The organism is Winogradskyella maritima (assembly GCF_042650215.1).
Lineage (GTDB): Bacteria > Bacteroidota > Bacteroidia > Flavobacteriales > Flavobacteriaceae > Winogradskyella > Winogradskyella maritima.
Genome location: NZ_JBHSAT010000001.1, coordinates 25,726 through 47,564, shown reverse-complemented (window position 1 = coordinate 47,564; position 21,839 = coordinate 25,726). Strand labels below are relative to the sequence as shown.

Here is a 21,839-nt window from a genome sequence, read left to right as displayed (position 1 = left end):
TCATGTCTAAGTCTGCTAACTCGCCTTAAGCTTGCCTTTCAGAGAATGGAAGCTATCATCGAAATCCTCAAAAACGTCCTCTTCGGGAACTAAATCGGGGATAATCTCAACGCTTTCGAGCATATCTCTAGGTTGTTCTTTCAATCCGACGATAAGGACTTCAATGTCTTGCTCTCTTAAATCAAAAATCACATCTTCTAGAGCGTAAAGTCCAGATTGGTCCATATATGGCACGCGATCCATTCTGAAAATTACAGCAACAATGTCATCTGGTAAGGCTTTAATTTGGTCTTTAAAATAGGATGTGAATCCAAAAAACAAGGAGCCATAGAGGTGTTTTACAATAACCTTATCCTTGTATTGGTCGTAAAATTCCTGTTCGTCCGTCCAAGGTTGAGAGCCATCTAAATCCGAAACACGACCAACTTCCAAACCTTGTTCACTCATGTCGCCAGATTTTTTCATAAATAATAAGCAAGCTAGAGCCAGCCCAAATCCTACGGCGTAGATAAGACTTCCAAATGTGGTGATTAAAAGCACTAAAACAAGTACAAATGCATCAGATTTTGGGACTTTGCGTAAATGTTTTAAGCCTTTGAAGTCGACAATTTTAAATCCAATTGGGATTAACAATCCGGCTAAGACACAAAGGGGAATTTGACTTGCGAGTTGCCCCAAACCTAGTAGTACGGCTAAAAGAAATAAACCGTGAAAAACACCGGATAGGCGAGTTCTACCTCCTGCATTGATATTAACGACGGTACCTTTTGTGGCGCCGGCACCAGGTATACCGCCAATCGCGGCGGCAATCATATTTCCGATACCTTGACCAATGAGTTCTCTGTTGCTATTGTGTTTGGTTTTGGTCATGTTGTCGGCAATAACGGATGTAAGTAAAGAATCTATGCTACCTAGAACTGCAAGAACTACTGCATATTCAAAAACTAGACCTAAGCTTTCTGTTGGAATTTCCAATATCCCAGACAGCTGTAGTGATGGTAATCCTGAAGGGATTTCTCCAATAAGAGGAACGTCCATTTTGAAGAAAAAAGCAATGAGCGACGCGGCGATAAGCGCTACAAGAGCGCTAGGTATTGCTTTTGTGATTTTCGGAAACAAATAATAAACAGCTACAGTAATACCGCCAAGAAGCAATGCTTGTAAGTTCGCTTCACTAAACAGCCTTGGCAAATCGGAGATAACGGCTACTGTTGACTTTGCGGAAGAGAGTCCAGCAAATGGAAAAATCTGTAGTATGATGATGATGAGTCCAACACCACTCATAAACCCTGAAACCACGGGATATGGAAAATATTTTACGTAACTCGCAATATTTAAAAAACCAAATATAATCTGGAATAGACCGCCGAGAAGGAAGGTTAACACAATAATACTGAACCCATTCTCTAAACTTCCTGTAGCGTCAATGGCCAATGCAACAAGTGTGGCGGATACTACGGTCATAGGACCTGTTGGGCCACTTGCTTGCGTTTCCGTGCCTCCAAAAAGCGCTGCAAAAATCCCCACGGCGATGGCGCCGTAGAGTCCAGCGGTGGCACCCATTCCTGATTGAACACCAAAAGCAAGAGCCAATGGTAGGGCGACTACACCAGCAACTAAACCACCAGTAAAATCACCTTTTAGATTCTTGAGATTGTAAAATTTTGAAAGCATGTTTAACGATTTAATGTCAAAGATAGTTTCAAGTAGAGTCCTTGTTTATTCCTTTCGAATTGAAAATTAATTCAATTCACAAAATAAATAGTTGCTTTACCACATTTCACCAACTTCCTTTTTAATAAAAGATAGGGCGGCATTACTTGGCGGACGCTTGTCCATTAGTTCCATTAAAATGACTTCTTGGAGCTTACCTGCGCTATCCGTTTTTTCTAGCATTCCTGCTTTTCTGATTAATTGTATTGTAGCGTTTTTTGCCGCGTTTATGATGCTCCAACACTCATCGCTTACATAGATTTGTTGAGATAGATTGTGTTCAAGTTCTTGTTCAATGGTTGCTATAAGTAAATTTTCATAATCATCTTTATTTGAAGAACTTGGCTTAACACGAACTAATAATTTTGAAGGTGAAATTCGCTCTAAAAAAAGTGCCATCCGCTCATAGGCTTGTAGACGAATCGGAAAGGCTTCCTTTTGTAAATCCTTCTGTAGTGTGAACTTCCTTAGATTGAATTCGTTTTCAATATGTTGTTTAAAGAAATAATAAGCAATCCCGCCAGTAATCAAGGCCGGAATAGCATAAAGAAATAAGTCAAAAAGTTTTTCGGTTTCCATAAATAGTAATTTTAGTTTTTGGAATTATAGTGGCCCCCAAGATGTAGGCAATCTTTCAAGGTTTGCATATTTATAAACGCTACCGGTGTTTTGCTGTAACCAAAAGTTGTGTCTATCTCTTGCATAAGGTGATGGTCATCTACATTCATTTCTATATCGTCCATGGTGAACTGGCATGGATGCTCGTAGCCTGCAGCATGGGTAATTTCTAAAAATTCTTTTCTAAATGTCTTAAAGTATTGTGCTAAGCGTTCAGCTTTTAGAGGAATGTTTATACCGCGTTGCAACCATTTATTTTGGGTCGCAATACCCGTTGGGCAGGTATTATTATGACATACTTTAGCCTGAATACAACCGATGCTTAACATGGCCTCTCGAGCTACATTAATACAATCTACGCCCATGGCAAAAGCCATTGCTGCCTTACCGGGAAAACCTAGTTTACCGCTACCAATAAAAACAATATCTTTTTCTAGACCATAATCTTGAAACATCATATAAACTTCCTTAAAACCATAAACCCATGGCAAAGACACATGATCTGCAAAACTAGGTGGCGCAGCACCGGTACCACCTTCACCACCATCGATGGTAATAAAATCTGGGCCACGATTTTCGTTTTTCATTATTTGCGCTAGTTCTTTCCATTGGTCAAGTTTTCCGATGGCCGCTTTTATGCCAACAGGTAATCCAGTAGCATCGGCTATAGATTCAATAAAATCGACCATTTCTGATATCGTAGAAAATGCTGAATGGTTTGGCGGAGAAAGCACATCCTTACCCATTTCCACATTACGGATTTCTGCAATTTCTTTAGATATTTTTGAGCCTGGTAAAACACCGCCTTTTCCCGGTTTGGCACCTTGAGAGAGTTTTACTTCAATAGCACGAACGTATGGATGATCTTCGACCAATTTTATCATTTTTTCCATAGAAAAATTGCCATCGTCATCGCGTACGCCAAAATAACCAGTGCCAAAATGAAAAACCACATCGCCACCGTTTTTATGGTACGGAGAGAGCCCGCCTTCGCCAGTGTTATGATATGCACCGCACATGGCAACACCCTTATTCATGGATTCAATGGCGCGCGCAGAAAGAGAGCCATAACTCATGGCAGAAATATTTATTACAGATGCGGGCCTGTATGGTTTTTTTCGCTTATGGAATTGCCCTATGACTTTAGCACAGGGTAAGAAGCTGTTATCTTCTGAATTTGGATGGTTGTCTTCAATTTTAAATGGAAACATAGCATTATTTATAAACAAATGCTGATGCGAATAAATATCGCGATCTGTTCCAAAGCCTTCGTAGTTGTTTTCATTCTTGGAAGAGGCATAAACCCAACCGCGTTCTATTCGGTTAAAAGGCAACTCCTCTCTATTGTTAGCCACAAAATATTGTCTTATTTCCGGTCCAAAACTCTCAAAGAAATAACGCAAATGGCCGACAACAGGGAAATTGTGGATGATGATATGCTTTTTCTGAAAAAATATATCTCTAATGGCTATTAAGGCCAAAACAATTAAAATCCAGCCCCACCAAGGAATGGCGCCCAAAACGTTTAAAATGTCATTCATATTAATTGTTCAGATAGTCGAATGTAATTTGTGTAAAAGCTTTAACGCCGAGTAAAAGACCGTCCTCATCTATTTTGAAGTCAGGTGTGTGGTGCGGAAAAGCCTCAGTATTTCCTGGTGTCATACCACCCAAAAAGAAATAGAAACCTGGAACAATCTCTTGAAAGTATGAGAAATCCTCACCGCCAGTCGTGGCTTTCATCAATTGCACATTTTCTGTTCCTGCTACTTTTTGAAGCGATGGCAACATATCATCCACCAAATCGGCATCGTTGAATGTAATTGACGTATTATTCTGAAAGGTTATTGTTGCCTCGCCACCATAAGCTTTTGCGATGGTTTCTACCATTTCTTTCATACGGCGCTCAATCATGCTCCGCATTGCAGGGTCTAAAGTTCTTACGGTTCCAATCATTTCAGCTGATTCAGGAATAATATTAAAGCGTGTCCCAGCAGTAATTTTTCCAACGGTAATCACCGCCGCTTCATTGGTTAATCGTGCTTCACGGCTAATAATAGTCTGTAAGCCGTCAATAATTTTTGCCGAAATAAGAATAGGGTCCACACCAGACCAAGGTTGTGACCCATGCGTTTGTTTCCCTTTAACATCGATAACAAAGCGCTCCACAGAAGCCATAATGCCACCTTTTTTGTATTTGATGACGCCGACTGGGGTTTGCGAATTGATATGCAGTCCGAAAATAGCATCAACTTTTGGGTTGTCTAGAACACCGTCTTTAATCATTAGTTTTGCACCACCTTCTTCGCCTGGTGGCGGACCTTCTTCAGCGGGTTGAAAGATAAATTTAACCGTGCCTTTTATTTTGTCTTTGTTTTTAGCGAGTACTTCAGCCACGCCCATTAAAATTGCGATATGCGTATCGTGGCCGCAAGCATGCATCACGCCAGTTTCGGTATTTAAAAATGTGGTCTTTACTTCAGATTTAAATGGTAAATCGTTGCGTTCAGTAACGGGTAGTGCATCAATATCCGCGCGTAAAGCAATCACCTTACCGGGCTGGTTTCCTTTTAGCAAGCCGACGACTCCGGTTTTTGCGACACCCGTTTGCACCTCCATACCCAAGGCTCTTAGGTGGGCTTCAATCTTTTTGGCGGTATTGAATTCTCGATTGGACAATTCTGGGTTTTCATGGAAATCGCGTCGCCATTCAATAACCTTATCTTCTATTGCCTTAATATCATTATCTACTGCGGTTTGCGCCTGCCCAATGGTTGCGAACAACATTAAGCCATAAAAAAGGTGTTTCATTCGGTCTAATTTTCCACTAAGATATTGAAATTTAATCAAAGCTATTTCTTTATATGTTGTTTATAATTCATGCGGATTCTGCTCGTTAAAATCTTATGTTTTGGTTATTTTCACAGTTCGAAAAAATGACTATTGGAAAAGTATCTTAATCAATTGAATGAGGCGCAATTAGCGCCAACCTTGCAGAAAGATGGGCCCATGATTATCATTGCTGGGGCGGGCTCGGGAAAGACACGTGTGTTGACGATTCGTATTGCCTATCTCATGCATCAAGGCGTTGACCCGTTTAATATTTTGGCACTGACCTTTACTAACAAAGCGGCGCGTGAAATGAAAACGCGTATATCTGATATTGTTGGTAATAGCGAAGCCAAAAACCTATGGATGGGCACCTTTCACTCGGTATTTGCCAAGATTCTACGGTATGAAGCCGATAGATTGGGATATCCTTCAAATTTTACGATTTATGATACCCAAGATTCTGACCGTTTAATTGCCTCCATCATCAAGGAAATGAATCTCGATAAGGATGTCTACAAATACAAGCAGATTCGCTCTCGAATTTCATCCTACAAGAATAGTTTAATTACGGTTAAAGCCTATTTCAATAACCCTGAATTAATGGAAGCCGATGCGGCGGCACGTCGCCCTCAAATGGGTAATATCTACAAAAATTATGTAGAGCGTTGTTTCAAGGCGGGTGCGATGGATTTTGATGATTTACTTCTGAAAACCAATGAATTGTTGACCCGCTTTCCAAATGTACTGGCCAAATATCAAGACCGATTTAGATACATTTTGGTGGACGAGTACCAGGATACTAACCACTCACAATATTTGATTGTGAGAGCCTTGTCGGACCGTTTTCAGAACATCTGTGTGGTCGGTGATGATGCCCAAAGTATCTACGCGTTCCGTGGTGCGAACATCAATAACATTCTCAATTTTCAACGCGATTATGATGGTGTTGCCGTTTACCGATTAGAACAAAATTACCGCTCCACCAAAAACATCGTCAATGCGGCCAATTCGGTGATTGACAAAAATCAGAACAAGCTTGAAAAAGTCGTTTGGACCGCTAATGACGAAGGCCAAAAAATTAAGGTTAATCGTTTAATGACGGATGGTGACGAAGGTCGGTATATTGCAAGTACCATTTTTGAGACTAAAATGAACGAGCAACTGCATAACAGTGATTTTGCAGTGTTATATCGTACCAATGCGCAGTCACGTGCTATTGAAGATGCCTTGCGTAAACGTGATATTCCGTATAGAATTTACGGAGGTCTTTCGTTTTATCAACGAAAGGAAATCAAGGATGTTTTGTCTTACTTGCGTCTCATTTTGAATCCCGCTGATGAGGAAGCCCTAAAACGTGTCATTAACTTTCCGGCTAGAGGTATTGGACAAACGACGGTTGACCGTTTGATTGTGACGGCCAATGCGGAGGATAAAACGATTTTTGAAGTCATTCAGAATATCTCCAATCTGGATATCAATATCAATCGGGGGACCCAAGGAAAGCTTCAAGATTTTGCGACGATGATTGAAAGCTTCCAGGTGATGAATACCAATGCCAATGCTTTTGAATTGGCGGAGCACGTCGTGAAAGTGACGGGCTTGATTCGTGAATTCAATAAAGACGGTACGCCCGAAGGTGTTGCCAAAATGGAAAACATCGAAGAGCTTTTAAACGGTATCAAAGATTTTGTGGAAGGTCAGCGTGAGATTGTGGATAGCACGGCATCGCTTTCAGAATTTTTAGAAGATGTGGCCTTGGCTACCGATTTAGATGCAGACAAAGGCGACCCAGACCATGTCGCCTTGATGACGATTCACTTGGCGAAAGGGTTGGAATTCTCGCATGTGTTTATCGTGGGAATGGAAGAGGATTTATTCCCAAGTGCCATGAGTATGAACACGCGTAGCGAGTTGGAAGAGGAGCGACGTCTATTCTACGTGGCCTTAACAAGAGCTGAAAAGCAGGCCTATTTAACACATACTTTGTCCCGTTACCGCTGGGGTAAACTTATTGATGCTGAACCGAGCCGGTTTATTGAAGAAATTGATGAACAATTCTTGGACATCATCACACCAATGGAAGAACGCCGTTTTAACCCAATGCTGGATGCTTCAATTTTTGGTGATATTGAACCGAATAAAGTCCGATTCGCCAAACCTAAAACAGCACCAACCCGACAAAAGAAGGAGCGAAAAGCACCGGAGAAGTTTCAGATTAGTTCGCCTAAAAAGATGAAACCTGTATCTAAGACTTCAGGTGGTGGCAATTTGTTCGATAGTAAATTGGTGGCTGGTAATGTGGTCAACCATCAACGTTTTGGACGAGGCGAAGTTTTGAAGATTGAAGGCAAAGGTCAAGATTTAAAGGCTGAAATCGCTTTTGAAAAAGGGGGTACAAAGAAATTATTATTGCGTTTCGCAAAATTGGAAGTAATAGGATAACTATCTTTATACTATGGCAGAATACCTTAGACTATATGAGGAAAACCCCAATCCACGGGATATTCAGAAGGCTGTAAAAATTCTTCGGAATGGTGGATTGGTGATTTATCCCACCGATACGGTTTATGGTTTGGGCTGTGATATTACCAACATTAAGGCTTTGGAGCGTATTGCCAGAATTAAAGGTGTAAAGCTTGAAAAATCCAACTTCTCTTTTGTTTGTGAGGATTTAAGTAATCTCAGTGATTATGTAAAGCAAATTGATACACAGACCTTCAAAATTTTGAAACGTGCTTTGCCTGGCCCTTATACATTTATTCTACCTGGGGCAAAAACCCTTCCGAATCCGTTTAAAAAGAGAAAAACAGTCGGGATAAGAGTGCCAGACAATGCCATTGCCATCGCTTTAGTTAATGCCTTGGGAAATCCTATCGTTTCAACGTCTATTCGGGATGAAGATGAAGTAATAGAATACACCACCGACCCTGAACTGATTTTGGAGAAATGGGATAATCTTGTCGATTTAGTTATTGATGGTGGTTATGGTGACAATGAGCCATCAACCGTAATTGATTTATCTGAAGAAATTCCGGTGATTGTTCGTGAAGGAAAAGGAAGCTTGGAGATATTTTAAACAGTTACAGGCTCGGGTTTTCTAACCAAAAAGAACAGTCCAAAACTTATTATACCAGAAATCAGGAAACCAATAAATAAGGGTAGCACACTTGTTGTGACAAAACTCCCGATATAGTTAGCGATTGGTACAGCCATGACCGTAGATAAAAAACCGTTAAGTGCGGCACCAATACCTGCGATATGTCCCATCGGGTCCATAGCCAATGCACGTAAATTCCCGAATAAAAAGGCGACACTTGTAAACTGAAGGGTTAAAAAGAGCAGTAAAATTTCAATTGAAGGATTGTTACCTGTATGAAAAAGCGCCACATATAATCCAGATACCAAAACAAATCCTATCATCGCTACTTTTACGATGTTTCTCATCCCGAAACGGACCACCAAATGACTGTTAGCATAGGTGGCTAATCCAATAGCTATAGCAAGACTGGCAAATATGTAGGGGAAAGATTCTGCCATATCATATTGAATTTGAAATATCTGTTGTGAGGTACTCAAATACACCATAAATGCACCTGTGATAAAACCAGATAAGAGCGTATAGATGACGGCAGGTTGAATTCGTAGAAACTCTCTGGTGCCATTGGTGAAAATGGAGAATTGGAATCGTTTTTTAAATTCGGGTTTTAAGGTTTCCCGCTGACGTCGCCAAAACCATAGCATTACCAATGCGCCGAAAACCAGATTAAAAGTGAAAATAGATTCCCAATTGTAGGCATTCAATAAAAACTGACCCAAAGTCGGCGCAATCACAGGAACCAAAATAAATACCATCACAACTATAGATAGAATTTTCGCCATATAATCACCACTGTAGCTGTCACGAACCATGGCAATACACATGGTACGAGGTGAAGACAAACCAATACCTTGAAGCACACGCCCAAAAATCATGACTTCGAAATTTTTAGTAGTTAAGCAGATGTAGGATGCAATTAAAAAAACAATAAATCCAAAATAGACCGTAGGTTTTCGTCCAATACTGTCGGACATCGGGCCAAAAATTAATTGACCAACGCCTAAACCAAGAAAAATCATGGTTATTATAAGTTGATTGTCAGCGGTGTCAACAACACCCAAATGGTCGCCAATCTGAGGTAATGCAGGCAAAACAGCATCAATGGATAGTGCTACAATTGACATTAGAGCGGCCATTAGTACCACAAATTCCAATTGGGATTGCTGTTCGTTTTTCATGGCGCAAAGCTAAGCTAATAAATCAGTAAATTTAGAATCAGAAAATCACAATTAATGATCACCGAAACCTTACTAAAAATATTTAAGCGCGATTTGAATTCGTGGATTACCGAGTTGAACGCCTATTCCCACGAAACCAATATCTGGATGCTTGACGGCGACATTCTAAATAGCGCAGGAACGTTAAGTCTTCATATCGTTGGAAATTTGAATCATTTTATCGGTGCCAAACTCGGAAACACAGAATATGTCCGTCAGCGTGATTTAGAATTTTCCCTACGGGATGTGCCGAGAGCAGAACTTATTCAGAAATTAAAAGCAACTTCAGAAATGCTTGAAGCGGTCATTCCAAGCTTATCCAAAACCGATTTGCAGGCCGAATACCGTCGCAACCCAGATGAGCCTTTTATGACCACAGAATATTTTTTGTTGCATTTGCTGTCGCATTTGGGCTATCACTTGGGTCAGCTGAATTATCATCGACGACTATTTGATGTTACACGTTAAATTCCTATTAATCTTAATTTCATACTTTAAAGCTTTAGTATCTTTCTTTCAAATTAAAATCCATGAATTTATCTTACCGCTTTTTGCTTGTAGCATTGTCCTTTAGTTCTTTATTAGTGGCCCAAGACCTCACCTTTGAAGAATACAATCCAAAATCGACGCTAGTCGTTCCGGGGAAGGTCATCAATAGGGCCAAGTTTCCATTTATCGATGTCCACGGCCATCAATACCAAATGGCTACGCAAGATTTAGAACCTGTGATTACGGCTATGGACAGCTTAAACCTTCAGGTGATGGTGAATTTAAGTGGGCGAACGGGTAAAGATTTGGTGAAAGCTTTAGACAACGCGAATGCCAACTATCCAGGACGGTTCGTGTTGTTCTGTAATATTAATTTTGAAGGTGCTGGTGCAGAAGGCTGGATAGAGGAAAAGGTTGCGCAATTAAGAGCAGATGTAAAAGCAGGAGCCGTAGGACTAAAAGTTTATAAAAGTTTGGGACTTCGGAATAAAGATGCCGATGGAAACCGTTTGGCAATTGATGACCCACGATTAAATCCTATTTGGAAAACCTGTGGCGAATTGGGCATTCCAGTTCTGATTCACGCTGGTGACCCAAAACCATTTTGGGATGAGTTTGATGCGGATAACGAACGTTGGTTGGAGCTAAAAACACACTCGCGTAGAAAGCGAAGTCCTACAGACCCCGCGCCTTGGGAGCAAATTATACTAGAGCAACACAACATGTTTAAACGTCATCCCAACACAACGTTCATTCATGCGCACATGGGTTGGTTTGCCAATGATTTGGGTAAGCTTGGAACATTGTTGGACGAGATGCCAAATATGAATGTCGGTATCGGTGCTATCATCGCTGAATTGGGGCGTCAACCTAGATTTGCAAAGGCTTTCTTTGAAAAATACCAAGACCGTATTCTCTTTGGAAAAGACAGTTGGAAGCCTGAAGAATTTCCAACCTATTTCCGTGTCTTGGAAAGTGACGATGAATATTTTCCTTATCACAAGAAATATCATGCATTCTGGGCCATGTATGGTTTGGATTTGAGCGATGAGGTGCTCAAAAAAGTATACTACAAAAACGCATTGCGGATTGTGCCTGGGATTGATGCCTCGAAGTTTCCAGAATAATAAATGCATAGTCAAAAGATGACCTTCGACCACTATCATATTCGACTTTTAGAACTTTCAGACCTTGATGCCTATTATAAAATGGTGTCCACTAACCGCGAACGGCTTGAGGATTTTTTTACGGGCACAACATCAAGAACCAAAACCTACGCCGATACCAAAATGTTTTTAGCTGAAATGCTGGAGCGTACCGAGCGCCGGGAGTATTTTCCGTATCTCATATTAGATACCAAGACCAATGATATCGTTGGGTTTTTAGACCTTAAAAATGTAGATTGGAATATTCCCAAAACCGAAATGGGTCTGTACATAGATGAAGCGTACGCTGGTAAGGGGATTTCTTTAAGAGCCTTCAAGTTATTCTGTAAACATTGTTTTGATACCTATAACTTCAGAAAATTGTTTTTAAGAACACATTCTGAAAACCATCCTGCCAGAGCCATAGCTGAGAAGGCAGGATTTAAAAATGAAGGCACCATTAGATGCGATTACAAAACCACAAAAGGTGAGCTTGTGGATTTAATCTATTATGGTAAGCTCAATGATGATTGAAATTTAACCTCTTGCAATCCATTGACTATAAATAAATTGGTATATTTAACTTCTCTTTTTGATAGTGTGATTAACCTAAGCGAACCTAAGCGCTGAACTATAATTTTTTCAAACTATGTCAAAACCTTCCAACTGGAGCAAAGATGATTTAAAACTCTATATCTTACTGCTCTGTGCCAATGCCGACCGCAATGAGACCTCCGAAGAACTGGAGATGATAAAATCGAAATACAGGTCTAGTAATTTTGAAGACATCTATGCTGAATTCAAAAAAGATTCTGAAGACGAAGCCTTAGAAAAAATTGATGAAAACGTTCAGAAGCATCATTTTTCGAGTTTGGAACTTACAGAATTCAAGCAGGAAATGCACGCCATTTTTAAAAGCGATAAGAATTTTACAATGTGGGAAGAGAACTTGGATAACATCTTGGATAACATTATCTATTAAATTTTCTCCTAACTTTAAATCATCAATCAAACTACCTTATCATGAAATCAACCCTTTTAGCCCTTTTGGCATTCGTCGTCTTATCGTCTTGTAAGAACGATACTAAAACCGAAGAGAGCACTACGTCGGACTCTCAAACCGAAATTTCCGCTCTTCCAACCGCAACATTCACATCAGAAACCCTCGGGCTCAAGAGTTGCGAATCTGCAGTGTACGACGCAACAACCAATCATATTTATGCATCGCTAATTGGCGGGCGAGAAGAAGGCGACGGCTCCATTGCAAAGTTGAAATTAGATGGAACGTTGGTGGATTCCATGTTCATAATAAACTTGAATGACCCCAAAGGTATTGTCGTTACAGGCGATAAGCTTTTTGTGTCGGATGTAAAACATTTGGTGGAAGCCGATGTAAATACGGGAGTAATTTTAAACACCTACACCCAAGACAGTGTCAACTTTTTAAATGATGTAGAAATCGATTCCGAAGGCAATATATACGTATCAGATACTTCAAATTCTGAAATCTATAAACTAGATACTAAAGGTAATTTTGAATTATGGTTGGCTGATGAAGCCTTAGACCGCCCGAACGGTTTACTATATGAAGATGGCACAATGTACGTAGCGTCTTGGGGTGCAAGTGAAGAAGGTGGGCGTGTTTCTAAAATTGATATGCAGACCAAACAAATAGATTACATAACCCGAAAAATCGGGAATTTAGACGGTATTCGCCCTTATGGTGATGGGCGATTATTGATTTCCGACTGGCGAAGTGGTAATATTCATTTGATATCTATGAATGGTGAGATTGATTCCTTAACCACCGTTGGGATGAGCGTTGGAGATATTGCTTATATCAAAGACAAGTCATTATTGTTTTTGCCGATGAATCGCCAGAGTCGTTTACTATTCTACAATTTAAAATAAGAACTTATGAAATTAGGAGCATTTTCAATCAGTTTGAGTGTGAAAGATATTCACGCGTCCAAAGCATTTTATGAAACCTTGGGCTTTATCCAATTTGCGGGCGATTTAGAACGAAAGTATCTCATTATGAAAAACGGTGATAGTTTGGTAGGCCTTTTTCAGGATATGTTTGAAGGCAACATCATAACCTTCAATCCCGGTTGGGACCAAGATGCTAAAACCCTTGAAGATTTTGATGATGTAAGGGCTATTCAGGAGCAATTAAAAAAGTCTGGCGTCCCCTTAATACGAGAAGCCGATACTGAAAGCAAAGGCCCAGCCAGTATTGTTCTGCAAGACCCAGACGGCAATAATATTTTGATAGACCAGCACGTCTAGTGATACATTACCATAACAGAATTTTTAAGCCAGTCTCAACATCTAGCAATGCTGAGGTGACCGAGGATACCATTTTTCATTACAAACAAACTGAGGATAGAGTCCAGTGCTCCTACAAGAGCAAGGCTATTTTAGAAGGTCATTTGCTCGGAACTGTGGATGAACACGGCGTCATTACCATGGTATATCATCAAATAAATACTAAAGGCGAATTAATGACTGGCAGATGCACCTCGACTCCAGAAGTGATGAGTAATGGCAAAATCCGAATTCATGAATCTTGGCAATGGACATCAGGCGATTTATCAGAAGGTACTTCGGTGTTGGAGGAGATTTAGCAATCCAACCACTCAAAAAAGCTATCGGGTTAAGCGATTGCCTTTTGAAATTCTAATTTGCAAAGCAAAACCAACAGCTTGTCTTCCAAAAAACAATTATTATCAAGAATAGGTATCGCATCCAAAGGGACAATTTATGTCATTATTGGAATTCTAACGGTCCTGTCTGCCTTGCAATTGGGTGGAAAAGTTTCAGGTAGCAGAAAGGCCATTCGCTATTTTGTGGATTTGCCATTTGGTAAAGTGTTACTGATAATTTTAGCATTGGGTCTGCTCTGTTATTGCTTTTGGGAATTTTACAGGGCATACATCAATGCTGATGATATAAAAGCAAACTTTATTGGATATGCAACCCGAATCTCCTATGCTTTAGGAGGACTGTTCTATTTGTTTTTGGCCTATTTTACGCTCTCACTGATTTTGGACTTTGACTCTGTGGAACGAAAATCCTACGACATCTATAATTTTATAAATCAGAATGAATGGGTAGGTTACATCATCGCCTTAGTTTTTGCTGGTAAGGGCGTTTTTGAAATCTACCGCGCTTTTTCAAATCGATTTAAGGAGCGAATTCATGTCTATGATTTATCAGATAGGGTACAAAAATCATTGATGAATTGGGCTAAATTTGGAATCACCTCACGAGGTATCGTTTTCTTGGTGATGGGTTTTATTAGTTATGAAGCCAATTCAAAATTCCATTCTGGTAATATCAGTCGGACATCCGAAGCGTTTGGCTACATCAAAAATTTGTACGGTGAATTGTTTTTAGCTGTTATCGCTGTTGGCTTTATCGGTTTTGGCTTGTTTCAGTTCGTCAAAGCTCGATATCTTTATATTCGGGCACATAAAAGTTCATAAATTTTGGATAAAAGTGTTGTTTCTGAAAAATAGATTTCATCTTCGGGACTCCTATTTTTAAGCTTTTTAAAACCACAACAGTAGAAATTCAAGCCCCAAATCAATTTGAAGAATTGAGCATCAAAAATCAGAAATAATGAGTAAAGGAACGAAGATGCGAAGCGAAGCTTCAAGCACGCAGTTCCGAGAACGAATGGTGCTTTAGCAATTTCCTATATTTTGATAGTGATTTTTTGGTTTGTTTATTCGCCTATTTTATTTTGAAGGAGCTCATGATGTGCTTCGCAATTTGCATCAAGGCAAAATGAATAGAATTTAATAGAAATTAGAATTGATAAAACTATGCAGGCAGGATAGATGCTGAAGTTTATACAATGCCAATTGCATAGTAATACACCATCATAAAATGGCAAAATGCACCGCCCAAAACATATAAGTGCCAAATCACATGTTGGTACTTGAGTTTCTCATAAACGTAGAAAACAATCCCGACGGTATAGCAAATTCCTCCAGCAATCAACCAATTGATGCCTTGGTCGGCCATAACCAATTTTAGATTTGTATAATCGAATACAATAAGCCAACCCATAACCAGGTAGAGGAGTGTTGAGAAGATTTCAAACTTACCGATGAAAAATAACTTTAATACTATCCCGAAAAGTGTAATCCCCCAAACCGCCCAAAATAAAGGCCAGCCAAGACTTTTTGAGAGTAAAATCAGTACAACCGGTGTGTAAGTGCCAGCAATTAAAACGTAAATACTAATATGGTCAGCAATACGAAGTTTTCGTTTTTTTACAGGGTCCGAAACTGCATGATACCAAGCCGATGCAGAGAACAAAATAATGACCGAAAGCCCATAGACTAGAGTACTGAACAATTCAATGCCGTTATCCCAGTTTGATTTTTGAAGTAAGAGGATTAATCCAATAACCCCAAGGATTGCGCCGATAGCGTGCGTCCAAGTATTTAATTGTTCTTCCCGTTTGGTTTGTGTACGCATCTAGCTTTTGTTGTCAACCCATTTGTCGGTAAGGTCGTAATAGTCGATATCAAAAGCAGGTTTTTGGCGTAATAAGCGTCCATTCTGAAAGTTGCGTTGAAGAATGTCTTCAATCAAAAAATCTTCTTCATCTTCTAAGGGTGCGAATTCTTTTTTTAGCGAAATATCGAATAAACTCGCCGTATTATTAAACCAAAAGGCGCGCCAGCCGTTACGGAGTTCCTTAATTAATTCGAAAGTAGTTTTTCCCGTCTGACGATGAATCAGCTTAATTAAAATCTGGCCTTCAGTCTTGGTCAATTTTTTTAGCTCTTCCGAGAATTCTTCTTCAATATATTTCTGAATACGTTTGGCGTAGCGTTTTTTCTTGCGTTTGGTGTCTAATTGGTCTAAACGTTCTTGCAGACTCGTTAAACGTTCCGAAGCCAACTTTGCATACGGATACACTTTCAGGGTTTTTCGTTGTAAAATCAAATATCGGACACGCTCATCCCGGTTTTTGAATTTCAATCTCGGAAGTACCAACACTTCATCGAGATTTATCGCTGTCTTCGGAATGGAGTCGCCTTCAATAATAATGTATTCCACCACGGTCGAATCTTGTTCAACGGGTTCCACCTGTGCGAAAAGCATAGCAGGAATACAACATAAAATGAGGCATAAATATTTCATAGTCAACTTAGAGCGAAAACCGTTCCAAACCTTGATTTTCTATGCTTCAAAATTAGCAATTATTAACAGCCATAACCCAAAAAAGGCGTTAATTATTGTTATTTTAGTTGAAAATTTTTAAGAATGGCAAAAAAGCAATTACTCAATAAAAAGTCGATGGACTTTTTAGAAAAATACCTCAATAACGCATCCCCAACCGGTTATGAATGGGATGGCCAAAAGATTTGGATGGATTACCTAAAACCTTATGTGGATGAATTTATCACGGATACCTACGGTACGGCCGTTGGCGTGATTAACCCCAAGGCAAAATATAAGGTCGTTATAGAGGGACACGCTGACGAAATCAGTTGGTATGTCAATTATATTTCGGATAAAGGATTGCTTTATGTAGTTAGAAACGGTGGGAGCGACCACCAAATTGCACCGAGTAAGGTGGTGAACATTCACACTAAAAAAGGCATCGTAAAAGGCGTGTTTGGTTGGCCAGCGATTCATACCAGAAATAAATCGAAAGAAGAACCGCCAAAGCCCGATAATATATGTATTGATATTGGCGCGAAAGACAAGGATGAAGTCGAAAAAATGGGAGTACATGTTGGATGTGTAATTACCTATCCGGATGAATTTCATATTCTGAATAAAGACAAATTCGTTTGTCGTGCTTTAGATAACCGCATGGGAGGTTTTATGATTGCCGAAGTGGCCCGACTGTTACACGAGAATAAGAGGAAATTGCCTTTCGGGTTGTACATTACCAATTCCGTTCAGGAAGAAATAGGTTTACGAGGTGCTGAAATGATTACGCAAACCATCAAGCCAAACGTGGCCATCGTGACTGATGTAACTCATGATACCACAACACCGATGATTGACCCGAAAAAGCAAGGTTTGGCAGAAATAGGTAAAGGTCCGGTCATCGCTTATGCACCAGCCGTACAACAGAAATTGCGCGACTTAATTACAGATACCGCCGAAAAAGAGAAGATTCCGTTTCAGCGTTCAGCATTGTCAAGAGCAACAGGAACGGATACTGATGCCTTTGCGTACAGTAATGGTGGTGTAGCTTCCGCATTGATTTCATTACCACTGCGTTATATGCATACCACCGTGGAAATGGTACATAAAGAGGATGTTGAAAATGTGATAAAATTGATTTATAATTCGCTATTAAACATCAAGGATGGCGATACATTTAGTTATTTCGTCAAGTAATGACAATTAAAAACCAGCGCAATCTTTTTGATATTCCGGAAGACATAGCCTATTTAAATACGGCCAGTTTATCGCCTTCGTTTTTATCTATTGAGGAGGCTGGCATTGAAGCGATTAAGGAAAAGAGTCGGCCTTACGTGATTCCTAGTTCAGACTTTTTTGAACCTGTTTCTCAACTGAAAAAACAATTTGCGGATATCATTGGTGCTGATGACCATAATCGGATTGCATCATTACCCTCAGTATCTTACGGATTGGCCAATGTGGCTAATAATGTAACGCTTAAATCGACGGATGAAATCTTGGTTATCGATGAGCAATTCCCAAGTAATTATTACATCTGGAAACGTTTAGTCGAAACCTATGGCGCATCGGTAAAAGTCATTCATCAACCTGAAGACCGTGACAATTGTGGACAACTTTGGAATGAAGCCATTCTCGAGGCCATAAATGAGAATACGGCTTTGGTGGCTATGGGACAAATTCATTGGGCGAATGGGATTATTTTCAATTTGAAAGCCATTCGTGAAAAAACCAGAAAGCATGATGCTTTACTGATTGTTGACGGAAGTCAGTCTATTGGTGCGTTGCCGTTTTCGGTAAAAGAGATTCAGCCAGACGCTTTGGTTTGCGCCGGCTATAAATGGCTTTTCGGTCCTTATGGCTGTGCTTATGGGTACTACGGTCCTTATTTTGACGATGGCGTCCCAATTGAAGAAAACTGGTCTAACCGATTGTACAGTGAAAATCTCGCAGGATTGACGGATTACCAGCCTCAGTACAAACCTTTGGCATCTCGCTATAATGTTGGGGAAAATGGCAGTTTTATATATGTAAGGATGCAAAGCGAAGCTTTAAGGCAGGTTGCGCAGTTTCCACCAGATATTATTCAGGAGTATTGCGATTCTATTTCAACATCGGCGATTGAAGAATTGGTCAATCTTGGGTTTTATGTCCATAAACTAGAAACTAGAGCCAAGCATTTATTTGGTGTCGAAATTCCACAAGACCTTAATATTGAAGCTCTCAAACAAGAATTGGCAAAAGCCAAAATATATGTCTCCTTCCGTGGTCGCTACATGCGTTTGAGCTGTCATCTCTTTAATACAAAACACGATTTTAACCGATTGGTCGAAACCGTAAAATCCATAATGACACCAGCCTAATGGATGAGCTGATTGATATTATGGATGCGGATGGAAATCCTACCGAAACATCGGCCTTGAAGTCCGAAATTCATTCTAAAGGTCATTTTCATAATACCATACATCTGTGGTTATTTACGTCGGACGGCCATATCCTTCTGCAACAACGTTCTCACAAAAAGGCCATTCATCCTTTGCTATGGGATGTGTCTGTAGCAGGGCATATTGATTCAGGGGAATCCTTTAGAACTGCCGTTCTTCGAGAAACTGAAGAAGAAATTGGTTTGACTTTGGACAGTCGAGAGTTGACTAAAATCGGAACGTGTTTACACCAGTCTGAATACAACGAAGGACAGATTAAGGATTACGAGTTTCATCAAGTATACATCGCTCAACTAAAATCGAAGCTTGCCAACTTAATTCCGCAAGAAAATGAAGTAGAAGCTTTAAAATTGGTGTCAATACCCGAATTTAAAAACCTTGTTGAAAATAGTGCCACTAATGGACACTTCATACCTTCGAACAAAGACTATTATAGCTTTGTAGCCGACGCCATAACCAAACAATTAAGCCGATGAGTTTATTACTGATGGCCGTTGCGCCAATATTTGTGATTATTCTGTATATCTATTTTCAGGATAAGTTTGATAAGGAGCCTAAGTGGTTGCTTTTTTTTAGTTTTCTCCTGGGTGCGGTCGGAAGTATCATCATCGTTACCATTTTGTATTTGATTACAGGACGATTGTTACCTATTACCGACGAGTTTTCTATTGTTCAGCAATTCATTCAGGCCTTTGTCGTTGTGGCGCTAGCAGAGGAATTCAGTAAATATATCATCGTTAAATACTTTGCTCAAACCCGAAAGGCCTTTAATGAACCTTATGATGGTATCATGTACGCGGTTATGGTCTCAATGGGGTTTGCTTGTACTGAGAACATCCTCTATGTATTGGAAGGGGGATATGGCGTAGCCATTCTTCGTGCATTTACGGCCGTACCTGCGCATGCTACATTTGGAGTGCTGATGGGTTATTATATGGGTAAAGCAAAATTTTCTAACAACAGATTTTCCCTTAATATGGCCGGCCTTTTGTTGGCGACATTATTCCACGGTGCCTATGATTTCTTTTTGTTTATCAATTTTATACCAGGTATTTCAATTGGTGCCTTTGTATCACTTATAGTTGCGATAATTTTAAGTCGGAAAGCGATAAAGATACACCAACGGAATTCGTATTTTAAACCTTCTAACAATCCAACCGAACATGTATAAAGCAAAAGTAAACGATGCTATGGAGTTTGAATTGAATGACGATTCAAAACTTGATGCCGTATCGTCATCAAATACTGAATTTCATATTATTGACAATAATGAATCCTTCAACGCCAAAGTGATATCCACAGACTTCAAAAAACGAATGTATCGCATTGAAGTCAATGGCAATTTGTATGACGTTGCCCTTCAAAATGAATTAGACCAGCGAATTACAGAAATGGGCTTTGAAGTCGGAAGTTCAAAACAAGTTTCCGAGATAAAAGCGCCAATGCCGGGACTTATTCTTGAAATTACTGTGTCCGAAGGAACTGAAGTAAAAGAAAACGACACCCTGCTCATTCTCGAAGCCATGAAAATGGAAAACGTCATCGCCTCTCCAAGAGAAGGTGTCATAAAAAGCATTTCCGTTAAACAAGGTGAAGCGGTTGAAAAAAATAGTTTACTTCTAGAATTTGAATCCTAACCTATGAAGAAGATATTGATTGCCAACCGTGGCGAAATTGCCATTAGAGTCATGACCACAGCAAAAAAAATGGGCATTAAGACCGTGGCCGTGTATTCCGAAGCGGACCGCCATTCGCCCCATGTAAAGTTTGCGGATGAAGCGGTATTGCTTGGGCCTGCACCGTCCAATGAATCCTATTTAAGAGGCGATAAAATCATCGACGCCTGCAAGGCCTTGAATATCGATGCCATCCATCCGGGTTATGGATTCCTGAGCGAGAATGCAGACTTTGCGGAACTTTGTGAAGCGAATGATATCATTTTTATCGGACCAAAATCTAAAGCCATCCGCCTTATGGGTAGTAAGTTGGCCGCTAAGGAAACGGTCAAAGCCTATGATATCCCTATGGTGCCAGGTATCGATGAGGCAGTTACAGACCCAGAAAAGGCAAAAGCTATAGCTAAGGAGATAGGTTTCCCAATTTTAATTAAAGCGTCTGCCGGAGGTGGTGGTAAAGGGATGCGAATTGTAGAGCATAGCGAAGAATTGGAATCCCAAATGAATCGTGCGATAAGCGAAGCCAAATCTGCTTTTGGAGATGGTTCCGTGTTTATTGAAAAATACGTAAAGTCACCACGCCATATTGAAATTCAGGTGATGGCAGATATGCATGGTAATATTATCCATTTGTTTGAACGCGAATGCAGTGTTCAACGTCGCCACCAAAAAGTGGTAGAGGAGGCACCTTCCGCCGTGTTGTCTGAAGAATTAAGAGCACGCATGGGACAGGCCGCTGTAGATGTTGCTAAATCCTGTGATTATGTCGGTGCAGGAACAGTGGAATTCTTGTTGGATGCCGACCATAATTTCTATTTCTTGGAAATGAATACGCGTCTTCAAGTAGAACATACGGTAACGGAAATTATTGCAGGAGTTGATTTGGTTGAACTTCAGATTAAAGTGGCGAGAGGAGAAACACTTCAGATTAAGCAAGACGATTTAAAAATTAAAGGTCATGCGTTGGAATTAAGAGTCTATGCCGAAGACCCCTTGAATGATTTTCTGCCAAGTGTAGGAACTTTAGAACAGTATGAACTTCCGGAAGGAAAAGGCATTCGTGTGGATAATGGTTTTGAGGAAGGCATGGACATTCCTATTTACTACGACCCCATGCTTTCAAAGCTGATTACCTTTGGTAAAACGCGTGAAGAGGCGATTCTCTTAATGAAGAACGCCATAAAGAATTACAAAGTAAAAGGCGTAGAAACGACCTTGCCATTTGGCCATTTTGTTTGTGAGCATGAAGCATTTACCTCTGGTAATTTTGATACGCATTTTGTAAAAAAGTATTATTCGCCTGAAATGCTCTTGGAGCAACAAAAGCGAGAGGCAGAAATTGCATCCCGATTAGCGTTTAAGGTGTATGAGGAAGACCAAAATCGCTTGCGTGTACCGAAGACTTCAAACTAAGTCTTATTAAATTT

General features: G+C 40.1%; 23 protein-coding genes. 16 read left to right on the top strand and 7 right to left on the bottom strand.

The genetic code is table 11. The features are described 5' to 3' along the window. Positions 1–15: 15 nt before the first annotated feature. The 4 genes from ACFOSX_RS00200 to ACFOSX_RS00185 all read right to left on the bottom strand — a co-directional run bounded on the left by ACFOSX_RS00200 (position 16) and on the right by ACFOSX_RS00185 (position 5,142). Entirely contained in the window at positions 16–1,674 is a 1,659-nt protein-coding gene (locus ACFOSX_RS00200) for a SulP family inorganic anion transporter (RefSeq protein WP_386095813.1), read from the bottom strand. Positions 1,675–1,770: 96 nt separating this feature from the next. Continuing rightward, complete coding sequence (locus ACFOSX_RS00195; protein WP_386095811.1) at positions 1,771–2,292, bottom strand: DUF7935 family protein; 522 nt, start codon at positions 2,290–2,292, stop codon at positions 1,771–1,773. Between the two features lie 11 nt (positions 2,293–2,303). Then, positions 2,304–3,872 carry an FMN-binding glutamate synthase family protein gene (locus tag ACFOSX_RS00190; RefSeq protein WP_386095809.1) on the bottom strand — a complete coding sequence of 523 codons (1,569 nt, stop codon included), beginning with the start codon at positions 3,870–3,872 and terminating at the stop codon, positions 2,304–2,306. 1 nt (position 3,873) lies between these two features. Then, positions 3,874–5,142: an amidohydrolase gene (locus ACFOSX_RS00185; RefSeq protein ID WP_386095807.1), complete on the bottom strand. Its 1,269-nt coding sequence runs from the start codon at positions 5,140–5,142 to the stop codon at positions 3,874–3,876. Positions 5,143–5,274: 132 nt separating this feature from the next. Here ACFOSX_RS00185 and ACFOSX_RS00180 point away from each other — a divergent pair, with 132 nt between their 5' ends. Further along, the gene (locus ACFOSX_RS00180; RefSeq protein ID WP_386095805.1) at positions 5,275–7,605 is read left to right on the top strand and encodes an ATP-dependent helicase; all 2,331 of its coding nucleotides are present in this window, start codon (positions 5,275–5,277) and stop codon (positions 7,603–7,605) included. Positions 7,606–7,618: 13 nt separating this feature from the next. After that, entirely contained in the window at positions 7,619–8,239 is a 621-nt protein-coding gene (locus ACFOSX_RS00175; RefSeq protein ID WP_386095803.1) for an L-threonylcarbamoyladenylate synthase, read from the top strand. Here the strand turns inward: ACFOSX_RS00175 and ACFOSX_RS00170 are convergent. After that, positions 8,236–9,438: a multidrug effflux MFS transporter gene (locus ACFOSX_RS00170; RefSeq protein ID WP_386095801.1), complete on the bottom strand. Its 1,203-nt coding sequence runs from the start codon at positions 9,436–9,438 to the stop codon at positions 8,236–8,238. The two genes, ACFOSX_RS00175 and ACFOSX_RS00170, sit on opposite strands and share 4 nt — an antisense overlap. Positions 9,439–9,492: 54 nt before the next feature. Here ACFOSX_RS00170 and ACFOSX_RS00165 point away from each other — a divergent pair, with 54 nt between their 5' ends. The 8 genes from ACFOSX_RS00165 (at position 9,493) to ACFOSX_RS00130 (ending at position 14,599) form a co-directional block, all read left to right on the top strand. Beyond that, positions 9,493–9,945, top strand: coding sequence for a DinB family protein (locus ACFOSX_RS00165; RefSeq protein WP_386095799.1), 453 nt, complete (start codon positions 9,493–9,495; stop codon positions 9,943–9,945). A 62-nt stretch (positions 9,946–10,007) separates the two neighbouring features. After that, on the top strand, positions 10,008–11,093 hold the full coding sequence (locus tag ACFOSX_RS00160; RefSeq protein ID WP_386095797.1) for an amidohydrolase family protein: 1,086 nt from the start codon (positions 10,008–10,010) through the stop codon (positions 11,091–11,093). A 3-nt stretch (positions 11,094–11,096) separates the two neighbouring features. Beyond that, positions 11,097–11,645 carry a GNAT family N-acetyltransferase gene (locus ACFOSX_RS00155; RefSeq protein WP_386095795.1) on the top strand — a complete coding sequence of 183 codons (549 nt, stop codon included), beginning with the start codon at positions 11,097–11,099 and terminating at the stop codon, positions 11,643–11,645. A gap of 115 nt (positions 11,646–11,760) precedes the next feature. Continuing rightward, positions 11,761–12,093 carry a hypothetical protein gene (locus ACFOSX_RS00150; RefSeq protein ID WP_386095792.1) on the top strand — a complete coding sequence of 111 codons (333 nt, stop codon included), beginning with the start codon at positions 11,761–11,763 and terminating at the stop codon, positions 12,091–12,093. A gap of 41 nt (positions 12,094–12,134) precedes the next feature. Beyond that, positions 12,135–13,022, top strand: a complete 888-nt coding sequence (locus tag ACFOSX_RS00145; RefSeq protein ID WP_386095789.1) for an SMP-30/gluconolactonase/LRE family protein — start codon at positions 12,135–12,137, stop codon at positions 13,020–13,022. 6 nt (positions 13,023–13,028) lie between these two features. Next, positions 13,029–13,400, top strand: a complete 372-nt coding sequence (locus ACFOSX_RS00140; protein ID WP_386095786.1) for a VOC family protein — start codon at positions 13,029–13,031, stop codon at positions 13,398–13,400. After that, a complete protein-coding gene (locus ACFOSX_RS00135) occupies positions 13,400–13,738 on the top strand; it encodes a n-acetylglutamate synthase (protein WP_386095783.1) in 339 nt (112 codons plus the stop codon). The genes ACFOSX_RS00140 and ACFOSX_RS00135 overlap by 1 nt, the downstream gene beginning before the upstream one ends. 78 nt (positions 13,739–13,816) lie before the next feature. Continuing rightward, positions 13,817–14,599, top strand: a complete 783-nt coding sequence (locus ACFOSX_RS00130) for a DUF1206 domain-containing protein (RefSeq protein WP_386095780.1) — start codon at positions 13,817–13,819, stop codon at positions 14,597–14,599. A 367-nt stretch (positions 14,600–14,966) separates the two neighbouring features. Here ACFOSX_RS00130 and trhA read toward each other — a convergent pair whose 3' ends face one another. Both trhA and ACFOSX_RS00120 read right to left on the bottom strand, forming a co-directional pair. Continuing rightward, positions 14,967–15,602, bottom strand: coding sequence for a PAQR family membrane homeostasis protein TrhA (gene trhA, locus ACFOSX_RS00125; protein WP_386095777.1), 636 nt, complete (start codon positions 15,600–15,602; stop codon positions 14,967–14,969). Continuing rightward, positions 15,603–16,274, bottom strand: a complete 672-nt coding sequence (locus ACFOSX_RS00120) for a DUF4294 domain-containing protein (protein ID WP_386095774.1) — start codon at positions 16,272–16,274, stop codon at positions 15,603–15,605. It lies immediately after the preceding gene. A 123-nt stretch (positions 16,275–16,397) separates the two neighbouring features. On the opposite strand from ACFOSX_RS00120, the gene ACFOSX_RS00115 reads away from it, so the two are divergent. From ACFOSX_RS00115 to accC, 6 genes are read left to right on the top strand one after another with little or no spacing between them, the layout of a single operon-like run. Next, positions 16,398–17,489, top strand: coding sequence for a M42 family metallopeptidase (locus ACFOSX_RS00115; protein WP_386095771.1), 1,092 nt, complete (start codon positions 16,398–16,400; stop codon positions 17,487–17,489). Continuing rightward, a complete protein-coding gene (locus ACFOSX_RS00110) occupies positions 17,489–18,655 on the top strand; it encodes an aminotransferase class V-fold PLP-dependent enzyme (RefSeq protein WP_386095768.1) in 1,167 nt (388 codons plus the stop codon). The genes ACFOSX_RS00115 and ACFOSX_RS00110 overlap by 1 nt, the downstream gene beginning before the upstream one ends. Then, on the top strand, positions 18,655–19,212 hold the full coding sequence (locus tag ACFOSX_RS00105; protein WP_386095765.1) for an NUDIX hydrolase: 558 nt from the start codon (positions 18,655–18,657) through the stop codon (positions 19,210–19,212). Before ACFOSX_RS00110 ends, ACFOSX_RS00105 begins: the two co-directional genes overlap by 1 nt. After that, the gene (locus tag ACFOSX_RS00100) at positions 19,209–19,907 is read left to right on the top strand and encodes a PrsW family intramembrane metalloprotease (RefSeq protein ID WP_386095762.1); all 699 of its coding nucleotides are present in this window, start codon (positions 19,209–19,211) and stop codon (positions 19,905–19,907) included. The genes ACFOSX_RS00105 and ACFOSX_RS00100 overlap by 4 nt, the downstream gene beginning before the upstream one ends. Beyond that, on the top strand, positions 19,900–20,373 hold the full coding sequence (locus tag ACFOSX_RS00095; RefSeq protein ID WP_386095759.1) for an acetyl-CoA carboxylase biotin carboxyl carrier protein subunit: 474 nt from the start codon (positions 19,900–19,902) through the stop codon (positions 20,371–20,373). Before ACFOSX_RS00100 ends, ACFOSX_RS00095 begins: the two co-directional genes overlap by 8 nt. A gap of 3 nt (positions 20,374–20,376) precedes the next feature. Next, positions 20,377–21,825: an acetyl-CoA carboxylase biotin carboxylase subunit gene (accC, locus tag ACFOSX_RS00090; protein WP_386095757.1), complete on the top strand. Its 1,449-nt coding sequence runs from the start codon at positions 20,377–20,379 to the stop codon at positions 21,823–21,825. Positions 21,826–21,839 lie beyond the last annotated feature (14 nt).

What these genes read in the sequence shown, in the direction of transcription:
- ACFOSX_RS00115 (WP_386095771.1), top strand. Translation starts at nt 16,398, where the DNA reads ATGGCAAAAAAGCAATTACTCAATAAAAAGTCGATGGACTTTTTAGAA.
- ACFOSX_RS00150 (WP_386095792.1), top strand. Translation starts at nt 11,761, where the DNA reads ATGTCAAAACCTTCCAACTGGAGCAAAGATGATTTAAAACTCTATATC.
- ACFOSX_RS00155 (WP_386095795.1), top strand. Translation starts at nt 11,097, where the DNA reads ATGCATAGTCAAAAGATGACCTTCGACCACTATCATATTCGACTTTTA.
- ACFOSX_RS00175 (WP_386095803.1), top strand. Translation starts at nt 7,619, where the DNA reads ATGGCAGAATACCTTAGACTATATGAGGAAAACCCCAATCCACGGGAT.
- ACFOSX_RS00165 (WP_386095799.1), top strand. Translation starts at nt 9,493, where the DNA reads ATGATCACCGAAACCTTACTAAAAATATTTAAGCGCGATTTGAATTCG.
- ACFOSX_RS00190 (WP_386095809.1), bottom strand. Translation starts at nt 3,872, where the DNA reads ATGAATGACATTTTAAACGTTTTGGGCGCCATTCCTTGGTGGGGCTGG.
- ACFOSX_RS00100 (WP_386095762.1), top strand. Translation starts at nt 19,209, where the DNA reads ATGAGTTTATTACTGATGGCCGTTGCGCCAATATTTGTGATTATTCTG.
- ACFOSX_RS00105 (WP_386095765.1), top strand. Translation starts at nt 18,655, where the DNA reads ATGGATGAGCTGATTGATATTATGGATGCGGATGGAAATCCTACCGAA.
- ACFOSX_RS00200 (WP_386095813.1), bottom strand. Translation starts at nt 1,674, where the DNA reads ATGCTTTCAAAATTTTACAATCTCAAGAATCTAAAAGGTGATTTTACT.
- ACFOSX_RS00120 (WP_386095774.1), bottom strand. Translation starts at nt 16,274, where the DNA reads ATGAAATATTTATGCCTCATTTTATGTTGTATTCCTGCTATGCTTTTC.
- ACFOSX_RS00110 (WP_386095768.1), top strand. Translation starts at nt 17,489, where the DNA reads ATGACAATTAAAAACCAGCGCAATCTTTTTGATATTCCGGAAGACATA.
- ACFOSX_RS00195 (WP_386095811.1), bottom strand. Translation starts at nt 2,292, where the DNA reads ATGGAAACCGAAAAACTTTTTGACTTATTTCTTTATGCTATTCCGGCC.
- ACFOSX_RS00145 (WP_386095789.1), top strand. Translation starts at nt 12,135, where the DNA reads ATGAAATCAACCCTTTTAGCCCTTTTGGCATTCGTCGTCTTATCGTCT.
- ACFOSX_RS00140 (WP_386095786.1), top strand. Translation starts at nt 13,029, where the DNA reads ATGAAATTAGGAGCATTTTCAATCAGTTTGAGTGTGAAAGATATTCAC.
- ACFOSX_RS00170 (WP_386095801.1), bottom strand. Translation starts at nt 9,438, where the DNA reads ATGAAAAACGAACAGCAATCCCAATTGGAATTTGTGGTACTAATGGCC.
- ACFOSX_RS00095 (WP_386095759.1), top strand. Translation starts at nt 19,900, where the DNA reads ATGTATAAAGCAAAAGTAAACGATGCTATGGAGTTTGAATTGAATGAC.
- ACFOSX_RS00160 (WP_386095797.1), top strand. Translation starts at nt 10,008, where the DNA reads ATGAATTTATCTTACCGCTTTTTGCTTGTAGCATTGTCCTTTAGTTCT.
- ACFOSX_RS00185 (WP_386095807.1), bottom strand. Translation starts at nt 5,142, where the DNA reads ATGAAACACCTTTTTTATGGCTTAATGTTGTTCGCAACCATTGGGCAG.
- trhA (WP_386095777.1), bottom strand. Translation starts at nt 15,602, where the DNA reads ATGCGTACACAAACCAAACGGGAAGAACAATTAAATACTTGGACGCAC.
- accC (WP_386095757.1), top strand. Translation starts at nt 20,377, where the DNA reads ATGAAGAAGATATTGATTGCCAACCGTGGCGAAATTGCCATTAGAGTC.